The organism is Leifsonia aquatica, from assembly GCF_014190775.1.
In the GTDB taxonomy this organism is placed as follows: domain Bacteria; phylum Actinomycetota; class Actinomycetes; order Actinomycetales; family Microbacteriaceae; genus Leifsonia; species Leifsonia aquatica.
Genome location: NZ_JACHVP010000001.1, coordinates 1,259,467 through 1,275,142 on the forward strand (window position 1 = coordinate 1,259,467; position 15,676 = coordinate 1,275,142).

The 15,676-nt window shown below is 71.1% G+C and carries 22 protein-coding genes; 13 read left to right on the forward strand and 9 right to left on the reverse strand.

Going from position 1 to position 15,676, the window contains the following annotated elements; genetic code table 11:
- Window positions 1-30: 30 nt before the first annotated feature.
- Window positions 31-981, reverse strand: a complete 951-nt coding sequence (locus tag FHX33_RS05995; protein WP_039922746.1) for an isoprenylcysteine carboxylmethyltransferase family protein — start codon at window positions 979-981, stop codon at window positions 31-33.
- A gap of 201 nt (window positions 982-1,182) precedes the next feature.
- On the opposite strand from FHX33_RS05995, the gene FHX33_RS06000 reads away from it, so the two are divergent.
- Window positions 1,183-1,440, forward strand: a complete 258-nt coding sequence (locus tag FHX33_RS06000) for a hypothetical protein (RefSeq protein ID WP_155829049.1) — start codon at window positions 1,183-1,185, stop codon at window positions 1,438-1,440.
- 13 nt (window positions 1,441-1,453) lie between these two features.
- On the opposite strand, the gene FHX33_RS06005 is transcribed toward FHX33_RS06000, so the two are convergent.
- Window positions 1,454-2,020 (reverse strand): YbhB/YbcL family Raf kinase inhibitor-like protein, encoded by a 567-nt coding sequence (locus FHX33_RS06005; RefSeq protein WP_021763711.1) that lies wholly within the window; start codon window positions 2,018-2,020, stop codon window positions 1,454-1,456.
- Window positions 1,948-2,457, reverse strand: a complete 510-nt coding sequence (locus FHX33_RS06010) for a MarR family winged helix-turn-helix transcriptional regulator (protein WP_021763712.1) — start codon at window positions 2,455-2,457, stop codon at window positions 1,948-1,950. The genes FHX33_RS06005 and FHX33_RS06010 overlap by 73 nt, the downstream gene beginning before the upstream one ends.
- A 182-nt stretch (window positions 2,458-2,639) precedes the next feature.
- Between FHX33_RS06010 and FHX33_RS06015 the strand changes: the two genes are divergently transcribed.
- The gene (locus tag FHX33_RS06015) at window positions 2,640-3,437 is read left to right on the forward strand and encodes a phosphotransferase enzyme family protein (RefSeq protein WP_021763713.1); all 798 of its coding nucleotides are present in this window, start codon (window positions 2,640-2,642) and stop codon (window positions 3,435-3,437) included.
- On the opposite strand, the gene FHX33_RS06020 is transcribed toward FHX33_RS06015, so the two are convergent.
- Window positions 3,434-4,693, reverse strand: coding sequence for an MFS transporter (locus tag FHX33_RS06020; RefSeq protein ID WP_021763714.1), 1,260 nt, complete (start codon window positions 4,691-4,693; stop codon window positions 3,434-3,436). The genes FHX33_RS06015 and FHX33_RS06020 overlap by 4 nt on opposite strands.
- A 99-nt stretch (window positions 4,694-4,792) precedes the next feature.
- Between FHX33_RS06020 and FHX33_RS06025 the strand changes: the two genes are divergently transcribed.
- Entirely contained in the window at window positions 4,793-5,593 is an 801-nt protein-coding gene (locus FHX33_RS06025) for an MBL fold metallo-hydrolase (RefSeq protein ID WP_021763715.1), read from the forward strand.
- Between the two features lie 10 nt (window positions 5,594-5,603).
- On the opposite strand, the gene FHX33_RS06030 is transcribed toward FHX33_RS06025, so the two are convergent.
- A complete protein-coding gene (locus tag FHX33_RS06030) occupies window positions 5,604-7,034 on the reverse strand; it encodes an amidohydrolase family protein (protein WP_021763716.1) in 1,431 nt (476 codons plus the stop codon).
- A 123-nt stretch (window positions 7,035-7,157) separates the two neighbouring features.
- Between FHX33_RS06030 and FHX33_RS06035 the strand changes: the two genes are divergently transcribed.
- Window positions 7,158-8,066, forward strand: coding sequence for an NADP-dependent oxidoreductase (locus FHX33_RS06035; RefSeq protein ID WP_183428271.1), 909 nt, complete (start codon window positions 7,158-7,160; stop codon window positions 8,064-8,066).
- A 10-nt stretch (window positions 8,067-8,076) separates the two neighbouring features.
- On the opposite strand, the gene FHX33_RS06040 is transcribed toward FHX33_RS06035, so the two are convergent.
- Window positions 8,077-8,970, reverse strand: a complete 894-nt coding sequence (locus tag FHX33_RS06040) for a hypothetical protein (protein WP_021758095.1) — start codon at window positions 8,968-8,970, stop codon at window positions 8,077-8,079.
- A 154-nt stretch (window positions 8,971-9,124) separates the two neighbouring features.
- Between FHX33_RS06040 and FHX33_RS06045 the strand changes: the two genes are divergently transcribed.
- Window positions 9,125-9,751, forward strand: coding sequence for a dihydrofolate reductase family protein (locus FHX33_RS06045; RefSeq protein WP_183428272.1), 627 nt, complete (start codon window positions 9,125-9,127; stop codon window positions 9,749-9,751).
- A gap of 10 nt (window positions 9,752-9,761) precedes the next feature.
- Here FHX33_RS06045 and FHX33_RS06050 read toward each other — a convergent pair whose 3' ends face one another.
- Window positions 9,762-10,253, reverse strand: coding sequence for a MarR family winged helix-turn-helix transcriptional regulator (locus tag FHX33_RS06050; RefSeq protein ID WP_021758091.1), 492 nt, complete (start codon window positions 10,251-10,253; stop codon window positions 9,762-9,764).
- Window positions 10,254-10,360: 107 nt separating this feature from the next.
- Here FHX33_RS06050 and FHX33_RS06055 point away from each other — a divergent pair, with 107 nt between their 5' ends.
- From FHX33_RS06055 to FHX33_RS06075, 5 genes are all read left to right on the forward strand, one after another.
- Complete coding sequence (locus tag FHX33_RS06055) at window positions 10,361-11,152, forward strand: SDR family NAD(P)-dependent oxidoreductase (RefSeq protein WP_021758090.1); 792 nt, start codon at window positions 10,361-10,363, stop codon at window positions 11,150-11,152.
- 70 nt (window positions 11,153-11,222) lie between these two features.
- A complete protein-coding gene (locus tag FHX33_RS06060; protein ID WP_021758089.1) occupies window positions 11,223-11,813 on the forward strand; it encodes a hypothetical protein in 591 nt (196 codons plus the stop codon).
- A gap of 38 nt (window positions 11,814-11,851) precedes the next feature.
- Window positions 11,852-12,334 carry a DUF1801 domain-containing protein gene (locus FHX33_RS06065; protein ID WP_021758088.1) on the forward strand — a complete coding sequence of 161 codons (483 nt, stop codon included), beginning with the start codon at window positions 11,852-11,854 and terminating at the stop codon, window positions 12,332-12,334.
- Window positions 12,335-12,377: 43 nt separating this feature from the next.
- A complete protein-coding gene (locus FHX33_RS06070; RefSeq protein WP_021758087.1) occupies window positions 12,378-13,151 on the forward strand; it encodes a CPBP family intramembrane glutamic endopeptidase in 774 nt (257 codons plus the stop codon).
- Window positions 13,152-13,199: 48 nt separating this feature from the next.
- Entirely contained in the window at window positions 13,200-13,418 is a 219-nt protein-coding gene (locus tag FHX33_RS06075; RefSeq protein WP_021758086.1) for a hypothetical protein, read from the forward strand.
- A 1-nt stretch (window position 13,419) separates the two neighbouring features.
- Here the strand turns inward: FHX33_RS06075 and FHX33_RS06080 are convergent, their stop codons facing one another.
- Complete coding sequence (locus FHX33_RS06080) at window positions 13,420-13,641, reverse strand: hypothetical protein (RefSeq protein WP_021758085.1); 222 nt, start codon at window positions 13,639-13,641, stop codon at window positions 13,420-13,422.
- Window positions 13,642-13,769: 128 nt separating this feature from the next.
- Here FHX33_RS06080 and FHX33_RS06085 point away from each other — a divergent pair, with 128 nt between their 5' ends.
- From FHX33_RS06085 to FHX33_RS06095, 3 genes are all read left to right on the forward strand, one after another.
- Window positions 13,770-14,372, forward strand: coding sequence for a TetR/AcrR family transcriptional regulator C-terminal domain-containing protein (locus FHX33_RS06085; RefSeq protein WP_021758084.1), 603 nt, complete (start codon window positions 13,770-13,772; stop codon window positions 14,370-14,372).
- Window positions 14,373-14,434: 62 nt separating this feature from the next.
- Window positions 14,435-14,740, forward strand: a complete 306-nt coding sequence (locus tag FHX33_RS06090; RefSeq protein WP_183428273.1) for a hypothetical protein — start codon at window positions 14,435-14,437, stop codon at window positions 14,738-14,740.
- A gap of 65 nt (window positions 14,741-14,805) precedes the next feature.
- Window positions 14,806-15,081 (forward strand): hypothetical protein, encoded by a 276-nt coding sequence (locus tag FHX33_RS06095; RefSeq protein WP_021765730.1) that lies wholly within the window; start codon window positions 14,806-14,808, stop codon window positions 15,079-15,081.
- On the opposite strand, the gene FHX33_RS06100 is transcribed toward FHX33_RS06095, so the two are convergent.
- Window positions 15,063-15,644 carry a dihydrofolate reductase family protein gene (locus FHX33_RS06100; protein WP_039924448.1) on the reverse strand — a complete coding sequence of 194 codons (582 nt, stop codon included), beginning with the start codon at window positions 15,642-15,644 and terminating at the stop codon, window positions 15,063-15,065. The genes FHX33_RS06095 and FHX33_RS06100 overlap by 19 nt on opposite strands.
- Between the last annotated feature and the right edge of the window lie 32 nt (window positions 15,645-15,676).

A 15,676-nucleotide genomic window follows, 5' to 3' on the forward strand; every position in this document is an offset into this window, starting at 1 on the left:
GCCGGTCGGGTCGCCCCTCCGGCCGCATCGTCAGGGCGATTGTACCGATTCACCGACCGGCGTCCACGGGGAGAGTCGTGGCAGCCAGCACCGCACGCTGCGGCGGTAGCCCTCGAACGCGTCGCCGAAGCGCTGGGCGAGATCGGCCTCCTCGAACGGCCGCACCAGGTGGTTCCAGACCAGTGAGCCGATCAGCGCGTAGGCGACGACCATCCACGACTGCACCAGCAGACCGACCGCGACGGCCTGGACGATGCCGGCCAGCGCCATCGGGTTGCGCACCCAGCGGTACGGGCCCGCGACGACAAGGCGGTTCGGCATCGCCACCGGCAGCGGTGTGCCGCCGCCCCGCGTGGACATCGAGATGGCCGACCAGATGCCCAGCGCGCTGGCGAGGATCAGCACCATGGCGCCGAGCGCGACCGCTCCGGGCGGGAAGGCGAGGCGGAAGCCCCAACGGCTCTCGAGGAGGGCGATCACGACCGGGAGGACGACGAGGAAGAAGCCCCAGAAGACGACGATCTGGCCGAAGGTCGCAACGACGTGGGCTGCCGTCGATCGATGCGCAGACGCCGGACGGAACCGGAACGGCCCCTGCACGATCCACTCGGCCGGGAGCCTGCCCAGGAGCATCGCGCAGAGAGCGACGACCGAGCAGCCGGCCGCCGCCAGCATGAGCAGCACTCCCCATCCCGCCAGGGTGCTGACGGTGGCGTAGACGGCGAGCGCCACGCTCACGACGCACGTCCAGACCGTCGCGATCACGACCGCGGTGCGTACCCCTGCCGCCGCGATCGCCGAGGCGATCACGAACAGCGGGATGTCGGCGGCCGCGACCGGCACCGGGTCGAGGGCGCCCAGCGTCGACGTCCGCACCAGCGGCCAGGCGAACACGGCCACCCACCAGACAGCGCCGGCCAGCGCTTGGAGCGCGAAGTACGCGCGGCCCCAGCGGCGCGGCAGAACGAATGAGACCCCCATCGAGCACATTCTGGCAGGCGGCACGACCGGTGCGCGGGAGGGACGCGGTGGTACCGTCTGGCTATGCGCCGCTGGGGGAGTGCAGGAGTTCTGATCGCCGTGCTGGTGTGCGGCACGGGCCTCGCGGGGTGCACCACTGTGGGGAACTGCGCAGGGGCGATCACACCCAGGCCGCAGGTCAGCGTCTCCGTGAAGGCGTGGGTGACCGAGCATCCCGACACCAACGTGCGTGTCTGCGTCGGCGGTGAGTGCGCCGTCGGGTTCAACGAGGTGACCGTCGACGGCGCGATGCCGTCGACTCCTTTCAAGCAGGGAAGCACCGTCGATGTCGAGGTCGACGCGATCAGTGGTTCTACCGTCGTCCGTACGATGGTGAAGACGGCCTCTGTCGCTCCAGACGGCTGCGGGCAATGGGGCGCGAGGCTGACCCTCACCGCCGACGGAGACCTTCGGCAGTGAGGGCGGACGGTCCTCAGGTCGTGCGGGTGCCGAGCAGGGTGCCCGAGGCGAGCACGTGCCCGGCGAGTGCACCGGGAAGCTCGGCGGGGGAGGAGAGTGCCGCGAGGTCCACCGGGGCGTCGAGCGCGTAGAGGTGGAACCGGTAGCGGTGCGTGCCGTGGCCGGGCAGGGGGCGCGGCCCGACGTACCGTGCGACACCGAGCCGGAGCGGAAGGAAGCGGAAGCGCGGATCGTCGGCGCGGATGGCGCCTTCCTCGACACCGCCGGTCGGCGGGAACGCGACGACGGTGTGCAGGCCCGGCACTGGTCCCGGGACGTCGAGGTCTTCGAACACGAGCAGGAGGTCGACCGTCCCGTCCGGCAGTGCGCTCCACTCGAGCGCGGGGGAGATGCTCGTACCGATCAGCGCGCCGCAGTTCTTCGCCGGGATGATGCCGCCGTCGGCGAACGCCGGCGACGTCAGGGTGAGCCGGCCGCCGGTCGTGAGTTCGGGGGCGTTGGCGATGCTCAATGCCTCGTCGGGGCGGCGCTTGCGCAGCGCGCGGCCGAGCGGGACGAAGAGGGCTTCGACGGGATGCATGGTGTTCCTGTTCCTGAGTCGGCGATGTGGAGGAGGAGCGAAGCGACGCGTCGGATGTCGTCCTGCTCCCCGGGGGTCAGCTGGGTGAGGCGATGGTTGAGCCAGTCCTCGCGGTGGCGCCGGGAGGCGTCGGCGGCTTCCCGGCCCTGCTCGGTCAGGGTGAAGATCACCTTGCGCCGGTCGTCGGTCGCGCGTGCCTTCGTGATGTGGCCGAGCTCCTCGAGCCGCCGCACGGTCTGGCTCACTGAGCCGAGGGTGACCCGGCCGGCGTCGGCGAGGTCGCTGAGGCTCATCGGCCCGCGCTTGCCGAGCACCACGAGGACGAGCAGCGCCGCCTCGGAGACCTCGCCCTCGACCCGCTCCGAGCGGAAGCGGCTGTAGAGCCGGGTGACCGCGCGCCGCAGTTCGGCGCCGACGTCGTCGACCTCTGCGCCCATCCCGCACCTCCGATTGCTTAGTAGACCGAACTAATTGCTTAGTAGACCATAGCATCGGCCTCGGCGAGCGCGTCTGCGCTCGCTAGGGACATCTGCCCGTGCGCGCGCCCGCGCAGACGTACCGAGGCGCCGCAGTCGCACGCAGACGGAGCCGGAGCCGGTGCCGGCGGTAGCCTGGCCCCATGCCTGCCGACGAGATCCCGCTCGCAGGAGGGAACGCCTCCCTCGGTGTCGTGCGGGTCGGCGACACCGTGCGCAAGCCGTGGACAGCCGCCAGCCCCGCCGTGACCGCTTTCACGGAGTGGGTGGGCGGGCACGGAGTCGACGTGCCGAGGCCGCTCGGGCGCGATGACCGGGGGCGTCAGGTCAGCGAGTTCGTCGCCGGCCCTCTGGCGATGGACTCCGACCGGCTGGGTCTCGACGACCTGGCTCGAGTCGGTCGACTGGTGCGGCGCATCCACGATGCGGCGGCCGGGTTCACGCCACCGTCGGATGCCGAATGGGACGTGCTCATCCCGGTACCGGATGCGGACCTCGTCTGCCACAACGACCTCGCCCCGTGGAATCTCATCGTGGGGGAGCGCTGGGTCTTCATCGACTGGGACGGCGCGGGCCCGAGCACCCGCCTCTGGGATCTCGCGTACGCGGCCCAGGCCTTCACCCTGAACGACGTCACGGAGCCACCGGCCGAGGCCGCCGCGCGCCTGGCCGCCTTCCTCGACGGCTACCGTCCCGACAGAGCGTTACGCGCAGCCCTGCCACGCACCCTCGGCGAGCGCACGGCAGCGATGCACTCGCTGCTCCGCACCGCCCACGAGACCGGCCGCGAGCCGTGGGGCACCATGTACGTCGAGGGGCACGGCGAGCACTGGCGCGCGGCGACGGAGTACGTCACAGCGCACGAAGAGGTCTGGCGGCGCGCCCTCGAAGTGCACGCACCCCGAGAGGCGCCGCGTGGTGGCGCAGGAGGACGTGCCTAGTCGCTGACCCCGTCCTCCACGTGCCGCGCGGTGCGGAACGGGGACAGCGCGAGGAAGGCCGTCGCCGCCAGGATCCCGGCGATCGCGACCCACAGCGCCGGACGATAGCCGGCGGCGGTCGCGAGCACCCCTCCCAGTGGTGCGCCGAGGACGATCATCGCCCTGTTCGCCGAACGGATCGTCGTATTCGTGCGCGCCTGCAACGCGTCGGGCGTGACCGCTTGCCGGTAGCCCATCTCGTTGGCATTGCTCAGGCCGAGCCCGAGACCGTAGAACGCCTGCCCGAGTGTGAGGATCGTGACGACCACCCACCGGTCGGCCGTGGCAGGCGCGAGCGCGATCAGCGTCCAGCCGACGACCATGACCAGGTTGCTCGCGATCACGACCGGTCCCGCGCCCCACCGGCGGCCCGCCCGCAGCGAGACGGAACTCCCCAGCAGGGCGGCGATGCCGGCGCCCGCCAGCGCGACACCCAGCTGGAACGCGGTGAGGTTCAGTCCCAGCAGGGCGAACGTGGTGAAGACGGTGCCCAGGATGCTGTTGAAGAAGAACCAGGCGTGCGTCCCGATGGACATCGGTCCGAGCACCCGGTGGCCGTACACCCAGCGGAGGCCCTCGCCGATCTCGCCCCGCAGCTTGGACGCCGGGACGGATCGTGCCGGTGCCTCCTCGACGCGGACACGCCAGATCGCTATCGCAGAGAAGACGTACGAGGCCGCGTCGACCACGATGGCGGCCGCGGCGCCGACGAGAGACACGAGGGCGCCAGCCACGAGCGGGCCCGCGGTCTGGGAGACGGCATCGCTCTGGTCCGTCCGGGCGTGGGCGGCGACGAGCTGCGCTCGCGGCACGATCCTCGGCACCAGCGACTGCGAGGCGGCATCGCCCACCAGCGAGAGCGTTCCCACCACGACGACGATCCCCAGCAGCACCGGAATGCCGAGCACTCCGAGAAGGAAGAGCAGCGGGATCAGCAGCAGCACGGCAGCACGACCGAGGTCGGACCCGATGAGGAGCGGTCGTCTGCGCCGCCGATCCACCAGCGCGCCCACGACCAGTCCGAGGACAAGATAGGGGAGCCACCGTGCCGCGTTGATCAGGCCGACGTCGATCGCCGTGCCGCCGAGATCCGCGAGGACGAGCACCTGAAGCGCCAGCGTCGTGACGTAGGTGCCGAAACCCGAGACGGTGTACGACGCCCAGAAGGCGACGAACCCGCGCACCCGGAAGACGTCGCGTCTCCCCGGATCCGGCATGCTGCCCCCTCGCTGGCTCTTCCGACCAGAGTAGCGAAACCCCTTCCCTCCCTTGCGCCGCATGGGGGACGATGCCGGTACGAGTCGAGGGAGGTCGGGATGCTGACGACGGTCGCACCGGGCGTGCTGGTCCACGAGAGCACGTTCTGCCAGAGCAACACGATCGTCGTGCAGGGCGAGGAGGGGGTGCTGCTCGTCGATCCGGGCATCCTGGAGGACGAGCTCGCCTGCCTCACCCGCGATCTGTCCGCGGCGGGGCAGGAGGTCGTCGCCGGGTTCTCGACGCACCCGCATTGGGATCATCTACTCTGGCACGCCTCGCTCGGCGACGCGCCCCGCTACGCCACGGCCGTCGCCGCGTCGACGGCCCACGAGCGACTGGCCGGCGGGATCGATGCGAAGCGGTTCGGGATCCCCGAGGAGGCACCCCTCGGCCTGCTCGGGGGAACGGTCGGCGTCCCGGACGGCGCGACGCAGTTGTCGTGGGCGGGTCCCGGCGTCCGGATCGTGGAGCACCGCGCGCACGCACCGGGCCACGCGGCGCTGTTGATCGGGGACGGAACCGTGCTCGTCGCCGGCGACATGCTCTCGGACGTCCTCATCCCGATGCTCGATCTGAACAGCGCCGCCGACCCGATCGGCGAGTACCTCGCCGCCCTCGATCTTCTCGAGAACGCGGCAGCGGACGCCGAGGTCGTCATCCCGGGGCACGGCTCGGTCGGAGACGCCGGCGAATTGCGCACACGCATCGCGCTCGACCACGCGTACCTGCTCGCTCTGCGGGACGGCCGCACCCCGGACGACCCGCGGATCGGCCCCTCGGCGAAACCGGGCTGGGAGTGGGTCGCCGACGTCCACACGGGACAGGTCGCTCGCCTGGGCGCGACGAACGCGGGCTGACCGGGCCCGGTCAGGCGGTGATGGCGCGCGTCCCCGCGATGCGGGACTTCACGGCGTCGAGCTCGGCGGCATCCCGGTAGCGGCCGCCCCGGACCGTCCCGGCGATCCGATGGAGCGCGTCGACGCTCTCGAGAGGGTTCGCCTCCAGGAGCACGAGGTCGGCGCGCATTCCCTCGTCGACCGACCCCTGGTCCTGCGTCGTGCCGAAGAACTCGGCCGCGTTCGAGGTCGCCGCCCGCAGGACGCTCAGAGGCGACAATCCGGCCCCCGCCAGCTCGTCGAACTCCTGGTGCAGCGAATGACCGGGGATGACCCAACCGGCTCCGCACGAGTCCGTGCCGGTGAGGAGCTTGACGCCCTCCTCCTCGAAGATCTTCGTCAGCCGCAGTTGGAGGTCGTACGTGCGGCGGTAGGTCGCGTGCGCACTCTCACCCTGCTCAGCATACTTCGCGTTCGCCCGCTTCCACGACCGGACGGTGCTCTCCGCGATGTAGCGGAGCTCCGGGTCGGCCGTGTGCCGCGGGTCGTCCGCCAGCTCCTGCGTGCGCACGCGGATGAGCGTCGGGCACTGCCAGGTCTCGTTCTGGACGAACACGGCCGCCACCGCGCGCGCCTTCGCCTCGTCGAAGGTGTCGTCGGCACGCGCGAGCAGCTCGATGTCCCGCGGCTTGTTCATCGTGACCGGGTTGATGACGATCTTCTTCAGGAGCCGGCCCATCAGCCGCGCGGCTCCGGGGAAGGTGAAGGACGGGACCTTCAGGCTGCGCGCCCCCGCCGCGGCCTCCGCGCGGATGCTCGACTCCGCGTCGGCCGTCGCGGCGGTGATCCCCACGCCCGGGCCGAGGTGCTCGATGCAGCGCATCCCGTGGCGGGACGCCTCCCGCACGTCGATGCCGTTCGGCAGGTGGCCCGCGACCGGGAGGCCCAGCACCGCCGCCTCGTCCAGCAGCGCCAGCAGCACCTCGGGCGTCACCGCGACCACCTTGACGAAGTCGGCGCCCGCGTCCTTCTGCTGCCGGATGGTCGTCAGCGCGGCGTCGACCGTGCCGGCGTTCATCGGCATCAGCAGGTCGCCGGGTAGCGCGAGCAGCGCCGGCCCGCCGTCGGGAAGACCCAGTGCGGACCGTGCCCGCTCCGCGAGCAAGGCGGTCGACCCGCTCATCTGACGGAACCCGGTGATCCCGAACGCACCCATCAGCTCCAGGGCGGCCGCCGCGTCGGCGAGCCCGAGCGGATGCGCGTGGGCGTCGACATAGCCGGGGACGACGTACTTACTCCTCGCATCGACGACCTCCGCGTCAGTGTCGCCAAGCGTGCCCGCCGGGGCGATGCGCTCGATCACCCCGTCGCGGAGGAGGAGGTCGACCTCCGGGCGCAGACCGCCGGCGAGCACGTCGACGACGGTGACGCCGCGCAGGATCAGTGGGCCGGTGACTCGCATCGTTCCTCCAGTACTGGGACGGATGACGGCGGGGGAGCACCACGAACGCTACTCCGTATGGCTCGCCATCCTGCGCGGGCGACGAGCGAGCCGTAGCCTGGTGTCGACGAACGAAGGGACACCATGTCGCACGCTGTCGTACTCACCGGATTCGGAGGGCCGGCGGTCCTGCAGTGGCGGGAGGTGGAGACGCCGTCCGCCGGGCCGGGCGAGATCCTCGTGCGGGTGAAGGCCGCGGGCGTCGGCCCGACCGACCTCGCCATCCGCGCCGGTCACCTGGCAAACGTCTTCCCGCAGGGCCCCGGATCCGTCCTCGGGTTCGAGGCGGCGGGAGTGGTCGAGCAGCTCGGCGCCGACGTCGACGATGTCGCGGTGGGCGACGAGGTCGCGGTGTACCTCCCCGGTCAGGGCGGCTACGGCGAGCTCGTCGCCGCCTCGGTCTGGCACGCGAAGCCCGCAGAGGTCAGCTGGCAGGAGGCAGCCGCACTGCCCGCATCGGCGGAGGCCGCCCTCGGGGTGCTGCGGCAGGTCCGCGCCGCCGAGGGCGACACGCTCGTCGTGCTCGGGGCCGCCGGCTCGGTCGGCGTCATCGCCGTGCAACTCGCCCGCGCCTGGGGTGTCCGGGTGGTCGGAGCCGCATCCCCGCGCGACGAGGAGCTGATCACCTCCTTCGGCGCGGAATTCGTCCCGTACGGCGAGGGCGTGTTCGACCGGGTCTCCGCTGTGACCGAGCGTGTGGATGCCGTGGTCGACGTCGCCGGGCACGGCGGCCTCCCGGAGGCGGTGCGGGCGACCGGCGACCCCTCGCGGGTCGTGACGCTCGCCGATCACGCCGGCGCCGCCGCCACGGGTGCGACCATGTCGAACCCGAGCCCGGACCGCGCCCCCGACGCACTGGCCGTGACACTGCCGATGCTCGCGGACGGCTCACTGCGCCTGAAGCGCAACCGTTCCGTCCCGTTCGCCGACGCGGCGGAGGCGCACCGCCTCCTCGAATCCGGGGAGACCCGCGACAAGATCGTCCTGGTGTAGCGGGCTCGACTCACGCCCACTGCTCGAAGACCATGAACGGCACGCGCGCGTGCCAGGTCTGGAACGCCTTGCTCGACCCGAAGGTGTCCTTGGTCGAGAAGTCGATGCCGCCGTTCATCCAGAACCAGACGAGATACCAGTCGTTGCTGCTCGCCCAGAAGTAGTTCTGGTTCGGCCAGTAGCCGCCTCCGCTGTCGCTGTGGTCCTCGTACCAGGAGGTGCCGTCGGCCCACAGTTGGTCGCGGGTGTCGAGGATCGTCTCCAGGTCGCCCGGCCCGCGGCGGTGCTGCACCATCACGCAGAGCTGGGCGCGGTTGTGGGCGACCTGCAGGCTCGAGCTGTCGGCCCAGTCGTACTCGTAGTCCACCAGTCCGGAGACGCGCACGTAGGTCGAGGGCGCTTTCGGCTTGAACCACAGCCCCAGACCGGCGCCCGCATACATCCACCCGCCCTCGGCCACCGGACGGTCGACGTAGGTCTCGGTGAGGTCGATGAACATGCTCGCCTGCTGCTTGTAGACGCTCGGACCGTGCGCCGCGGTTCCGGCCGCACCGGGCGGCTGGAAGGTCGTCCAGGTCGCGTCGTACGGCGGAGTGGCGAAGGAGAGCCGGTCGCTCGTGCCCGTGGTGACCAGGCTCAGCGTGTGCAGCTCGCCGGGGGACGGCTGCACCTCGCGCGGCACGGCGACGGGAGCCTCCAGGCGTCCGAGCGCCCGCGTCAGCTCCGCGATGCGCTCGTCGCCGCGCAGCGCCTGGCCCACCACCTCGGCGCGGCGAGACGCGCGGAGGTACGCGTTGCGAGACTTTCGCACCTCACGGTCGAACAAGCGGTCGAGGGCCAGAGACGCCTCCGGCTCGTCCGGCTTCTCCTCCGCCGTTCTCGTGTTCTCCGGTTGGCTGGACATGGGGACCTCCACAGAGCTGCGTGCATCTCACGAACAGGCTCGGGTCGTTCGCGCGACACGTTAAGCCCGCGGCGCGCCGCGCGGCAACAGCCAGTTGACGGGCATCCTCCGGTCTGTCAGGTTGGATTCCGTCCGCTCACCCCCGGAGGCTCACATGACCGTTCGCGTCGATCTCAACATCTCCCTCGACGGCGTCGTGGTGCCGGAGGATCCGATGGGCGCGGAGTGGGGACGGCTGGTCGAGCACTACACCGCGACCCGCACCTTCCACGAGCGCGTGTTCCACGACACGTCGGGCGCCGGGACCACGGGTGTGGACGACCGCTACGCCGCCGCGTACTTCGAGGGCATCGGCGCCGAGATCATGGGCGCCGGGATGTTCGGCCTGCACACCTACCCCGACGACCCCGACTGGCGCGGCTGGTGGGGCGACGAGCCGCCGTTCCAGGCGCCCGTGCTCGTGCTCACGCACCGGGAGCGGCCCCCGATCGAGTTCGCCAACGGGACGCGCTTCGAGTTCCTCGCCACGACGCCCGAGGCGGCTCTGGAGCGCGCCACGGCGCTGGCCGGCGACGCCGACGTGCGAATCGGCGGGGGAGCGGACGTCGTCCGCACCTTCCTGGCCGCGGGGCTCGTGGACCGCATCCACGTCGCCGTCTCGCCCATCATCCTCGGCGAGGGCACCCGGCTCTGGGACGGTCTGAGCGACCTCGACCTCGGCTACACCGCGACGTCGGAGGTCGCCGAGAGCGGCGTCATCCACGTCACGTTCACGCGCTGAGACGGCGACGTCACGGGACGGGCGGGGTCCAGGCGGGCGTGCCGTCGACCGCCTGTGAGATCCGGCGCGCGATGACACCGAGCTGTCGTGCCTGCGCCGGGGTGAGGGCGTCGAAGACCAACCTTTGGACGAGCTCCTCGTGCGCGGGCGAGGACTCCTCGACCTTCTCGTGCCCGCTGTCCGTGAGCACGGCGAGGGTGAACCGTCCGTCGGACGGGTCGACGACGCGGCGGACCCAGCCTTTCTTCTCGAGCCGGGTGACTGCGCGGGAGAGCCGGGAGAGGGTGGAGCTGGCGTAGCCGGCGAGCGTGCTCATCCGCAGCGTGCGATCCGGCGCCGTATCGAGGGCGTAGAGCACCCCGTGCTCGAAGTGCGTGAGCCCGCTGTCGCGCTGGAGCTGGGCGTCCAGCGCCGCCGGCAACCGCTCCAGCATCGTGGCCAGGGCGGCCCAGACCTCCAGCTTCTCCGCGCTCCATCCAGCTGACTCCGACGGCTTCGACATGACGTCAGCGTAGGGCGATTGACTTGCTCAAGCAAGTCACGCCGCGTACAGTCACTTTCCTGAGCAAGTGAATGGCGCACTCGGCGCCATCCGGACCAGGGGAGAGCATGGAACTGCAATTGCAGGGCAGGAGCGCATTCATCAGCGGATCGACGCAGGGGATCGGCTACGCCATCGCCTCGGCATTGGCCGCCGAGGGAGTGCGCGTGACTGTGAACGGCCGGGACGCGGCGCGAGTGGACGCGGCGGTCGAGCGGCTCCGTCGCGAGCATCCGGGGTCGGAGCCGTCGGGTCTCGTCGCCGACTTCGGTTCTCCGGAGCAGGTGGGGAGGCTGCTGGAGGCCCTCGGCGACGTCGACATCCTGGTCAATAATGTCGGGCTTTTCGGCCTGGCCCCGTTCGAGGACGTCGACGACGACGAGTGGGCCCGCTATTTCGAGGTCAACGTCATGAGCGGCGTGCGCTTGGCGCGGCATCTGCTCGGCGGCATGCTCGAGCGCGGCTGGGGGCGCATCCTCTTCATCAGCAGCGAGTCCGGTGTGAACGTGCCGGCCGACATGGTGCACTACGGCGTGACCAAGGCCGCGATGCTCGCGCTCACCAACGGTCTCGCCAAGCGAACGCGCGGGACGGCCGTCACGGTGAACGCCATCCTGGGCGGCCCCACCTACTCGGACGGCGTCGCCGCGACGGTCGAGGCGATCGCCGAGGCGCAGTCCCTCCCGGCCGAGGCCATGAAGCAGGCCATCATCGGGCAGAACGGCACGACTCTCCTGGAGCGCTTCATCGAACCGCGGGAGATCGCGAGTCTCGCGACGTACCTCGCGAGCCCGCTGGCGTCGGCGACGAACGGGGCCGCATTGCGTGCCGACGGCGGCGTGCTCACCGGGATGCTCTGACGGCACGCGTCGCCAGGTCGTCCGTCCCGTCCGGAGGAGTACCGTCAGGGGCGGACCGAAGGAGGCGCACGTGCCGGACACCTACGCGGGCCCCGTGGCCGCCGGACTGTCGACGACGGAGTTCGTCCTGCGTCCGATCACCGCGGACGATGCGGCGAACGACCACGCAGCAGTGATGGACACGCGGGACGACCTGCGGCTCTGGGAGCAGACCTCGTGGCCGGAGGACGACTTCACCATCGAGGCGAACCGGGAGGACCTCCGGTCGCTGGAGGAACGTCATGCCGCCGGCCGCGCCTTCACTTACACGGTCCTGGCGCCCGCGACGGGGGAGTGCTGGGGGTGCGTCTACCTGTTCCCGACGACCGCGACCTTCCTGACGAAGGCGACCGTCACCCCGGTCGGCGACGCCGTATGGGCGGACGTCGAGCTCGTCGTCTACTTCTGGACGCGCCGCGCCAGGACCCCCGAGGGCATGGACGCGCGGCTGCTCGCCGCCCTGCGCTCGTGGCTCGTCGACGAATGGCGGGTCGCGCACCCGGTCTTCGTCGCGAGCGAGCGGTTCACGCACCAGGCCGAGCTGCTGCGCGCCGGCGACCTGCGCCTGCGGTTCGAGCTCGTCGAGCCCGGCAAACCGGGGGCGTATCTCGGCTTCGGGTGAGCCTGGCCTCCCTGCCTCAAGCGGATTAGCATCGCGCCATGCCAGCTGAGCAGACCGGTGGGGACGAGCAGTCCGGCGCAGACGAGCAGTCAGGCGGGGACTTCGCCCTGCCGGAGGCCATGACCGGTCGCGCGAGCCCGGCGAAGGCGGCGGTCGGCGACAAGCCTGTCTTCGCCTACATCGCGAGCCTGCCCCAGCCGCAGCGCGGAATCGCAGAGGCGGTCGACGCCCTGGCGGCGGCGACCCTCCCGAACCTCCAGCGCTCCGTCAAATGGGGCATGGCGTACTACGGGGTCGGTGACGGCTGGTGCTTCTCCAGCGGCGGCTTCGCCGGGCACGTCAAACTCATGTTCATCAACGGCACCGCCCTCGACCCGGTGCCGCCGGTGACCCCGATCGGGATGGGCAAGGCGACCCGCGGGGTTGAGCTGGCCTCGATCGACGACCTCGACGAGCGGCAGGTGGCCGAGTGGATGCGGCAGGTCACCTCCGCGCCCGGCGTCGGAGGCGGGAGGCGGTGACGCCGAGGGGATCCGCGCCGCAGCCGTGTCGCCGAGCGACCCGATGAGCGGGACCCGGGGGACGACGCGCGACTCCTACGCCGACGCGCAGTACCGACCGCCCGCCGCGATCCGGTGGAATGGGTGGTGGTTCCTCGCCGCCGGCGCACTTCCGGTCGTTCTGACCGTCCTCTTCCGCGTCCTGCCCGTCGCGCTGCCGCAGCCTGTCGCGCTTCCCGTGAGCGTCGCGACCGTCGTGCTGAGCTACGCATGGATGGTGGCCACCCTGGTCGTCGCGTCGCGCGTCCGCGGGCTGAAGTCCCTCGAGAAGGACTTCGGTTGGACGATCGAGCCCGTCGACATCCTGATCGGAGCGGCCGCTGCGGTGCTGCTGATCGGCCTCGCGGCAGTCATGGCGCCGGCTATTCGGGCGCTCGGCACGCCGCAGACCAACGTCCACCTCACCGGAGACCACGTGTGGGACACGATCAGGGTCTTCCTGCTGCCCACGATCGTCGCCGCGCCGGTGGAGGAGTTGCTGTTCCGCGGTCTGCTGATGCGTTGGATCCGGATCTGGATCGTGCGGCGCCGACCCGAGGCCCAACCGTCCCGAGCCATCCACGCGAGCGTGCTGATCTCGGCGGTCATCTTCGCAGCGACCCACCTCTACGAGGTCTCCACCCTCGCGGGCATCGCGAACCTCGGCCTCCGAACGTTGCTGCTCGGGATCGTCGCCGGCTACCTCGCCACGCGCACAGGCCGGCTGGGTCCCGCGGTGGTCACTCACGGGGTCCACAACGCCATCGTCGGCGTGCTGGCGCTGTCGTTCACCGCGTGAGGACGGGGCCAACGAATGAACCCGGAGATTCCGCGTCGAACGCGACGGATGCGCCGTTTCGCCGTCGCCGCGTGGACCGTCGGACCTGTCGTCTCTTTCAGCGCGGTCGTGGTCGACCTCGTCGCGCCGGAGAGCCACCTCGCTTGGTTACGAGCACTGCTGCTCTTCGCCGGCACCGGAGTATTCGCGGCGGGATGGGGGCTCTGGTACCGCTCCGACCCGGTGTTCGACCCCGCCTACGATCCCGACGGCGCAGGGGATCAGTAGGTCATTCGTGCGTCCGCCCCTGCGGCCCGAGGGAGGCGATCCACCGCTGCCAGCGCACGAGAACCCGCGGTTCCGCCGTGTGCTGGTGCGGCTGGTGCGGGTGGTTGCCGCGCCCCTGGTGTCCTCGGACGGTGCGGGAGCGGTTCTGCGCGGGACGGCTGTCATCGTGTTCGGGCACGCCCGGGATGCGGTGGGTGAGGGTGTGGAATCGTTCGCTGATCATGGTCGGTGCTCTCCTTCGGTGATGCCGGCGGCGTCGACGACCTCGACAACAGCTGCGTACATGTTCACCGTCCTAACGCTGTAAGGATGTTAACCTTACGGTGTTAGGCTGCGATGTCAAGGAGCCCGATGCCACTCAGCAGAGAAGATGTCGTCTCCGCCGCCCTGACGCTCTCCGACGCTCACGGCGCGGAGGCCGTCACCCTGCGCGCGCTCGCGGCGGCCCTGGGTGTTCAGGCACCGTCCTTGTACACGCACGTGCGCAGCAAGGCCGACCTGCTGGACGCGCTGGGGGACAGGATCATGGACGAGGTGCTCGCGAGTCTCGGCATCCCCGATCAGACAATCGAGTGGCGCGCGTGGATGCTGGACGCCGCCCGCCGTCTGCGCGCCGGCCTGCTCGCGCACACCGACGGCGCCCGCATCGTGGCCAGCGCCCGGTCATCCCTCCGCCGCGCGGACTTCTCCGAGCGCGCCGTCACCGCGCTGATCGGCGCCGGGGTGAACCTGCCCGAGGCGAGGCTGACGGTCCTGGCCGTCGAGCGCTTCACCGTCGGCTACGTGCTGGAGGAGCAGTCGGCACCGCCGGATGACGGGGGAGCGGAGGTCGACCCCCCAGAACTCATGGCGCGCCTCCCGAACCTGACCGCGGCGATCATCGCCTACTTCGAGCCCGGCCGCACCGCCGACGACCTCTTCGACGACGAGATCCGGCTCATCCTGCGCGGCTGAACGCCGGGCCACTGCGCGGGCTAGGCTCGAGGTCGACGGTAAGCCGGACGACGGGGGAGGGCATGGCGACGATCGAATGGGCGCTGCTCGAGCTCGCCGTGTCGGCCGATCCGGTCGGACGTGTCTCGGCGCTCGTCGTGGTCTCGACCGTGCTCGTGGCCTTCGGCCTCGCTGCGGTCGTCATCGCGAGCGCGGCGCGGACCGCGGTCCGTTCGGCCGCGACGACCGTCACGGCGACGATTCCCGCGCGCCGCTTCGCAGCGACTCCGCCCGCGCCGCCCGGTGCCGTCTGGCGCATCCCGCTCTCCGGGCTTCCGGCTCCGCGCGCTCCGGGCGACGTGCTCCGCCGGCCCCTGCGCGCGCTCTGACGATCTCGTCCGCCCGCAGAGCGATCGGCAGACGACCGATCTCCCTCTGAGCACGGACGGACACCATGCACCACACCTCCCTCTGGCGACGCCTGCACACGCGCGCCACCCTCTTCAGCGGCTGGACCTGGGTCGCCGCCGGATCCCTGATCGGCTTCGAGATGCTGGACATCGTCTTCGGGGCCTTCATCCTCGCCCCGGAGTTCTTGCCGCTGGTGATCGTGTCCCTCGCGCTCGTCTGGGTCTTCCGCGATCAGCTGCGCCGCGCCCGCAGGCGACTGCGCGTCCGGCTGCGCCTCGCCCGGATGCGCCGACGCCGCGCTCAGCGACGCGCGCGATAGCGCAGGTGCAGCACTCCGTCGCCCTGGACGACCTCCTCGGGTCCGCCCAGCAGGTGCTGCGCGTCGACGGAGCCAAAGAAGCGGATGCCGGAGCCGATCACGACGGGAACGACATCCATGCGCACCTCGTCGACCAGTCCCGCCGCGAACGCCTGGCCTCCGACATCCCCGGCGGCGACCTCGACGATCCGGTCGCCCGCGAGGTTCTGCGCGGCGGCGACGGCCTCCGCGATCCCGTCGACGAAGCGGAACGGCGCGTCGGGATCCCAGCCGTCGGGCGCCGGACGGTGCGAGACGACGACCACGTGATCGATCCCGCTCGGAGGGGTGCCGTCCCACCCGTCGGTCAGGTCGAACACGCGACGCCCGGCGACGGTCACGCCGATCCGGTCCCAGTACGGCCGCACGTAGTCGTACGAGGCCTGCGAGACCTTCAGCACGCCGCTCTCATCCAGCGGGACGTCGCCGCCGAGCAACCAGTCGAACAGCGCCCCGGGCTGGTCGCGGTCATCCGCGATGAACCCATCCACCGACACCGAGGCGTACATGACGACGTGACCCACGTATCGGTCCTTCGCTCGCAGGGGCCCGGATA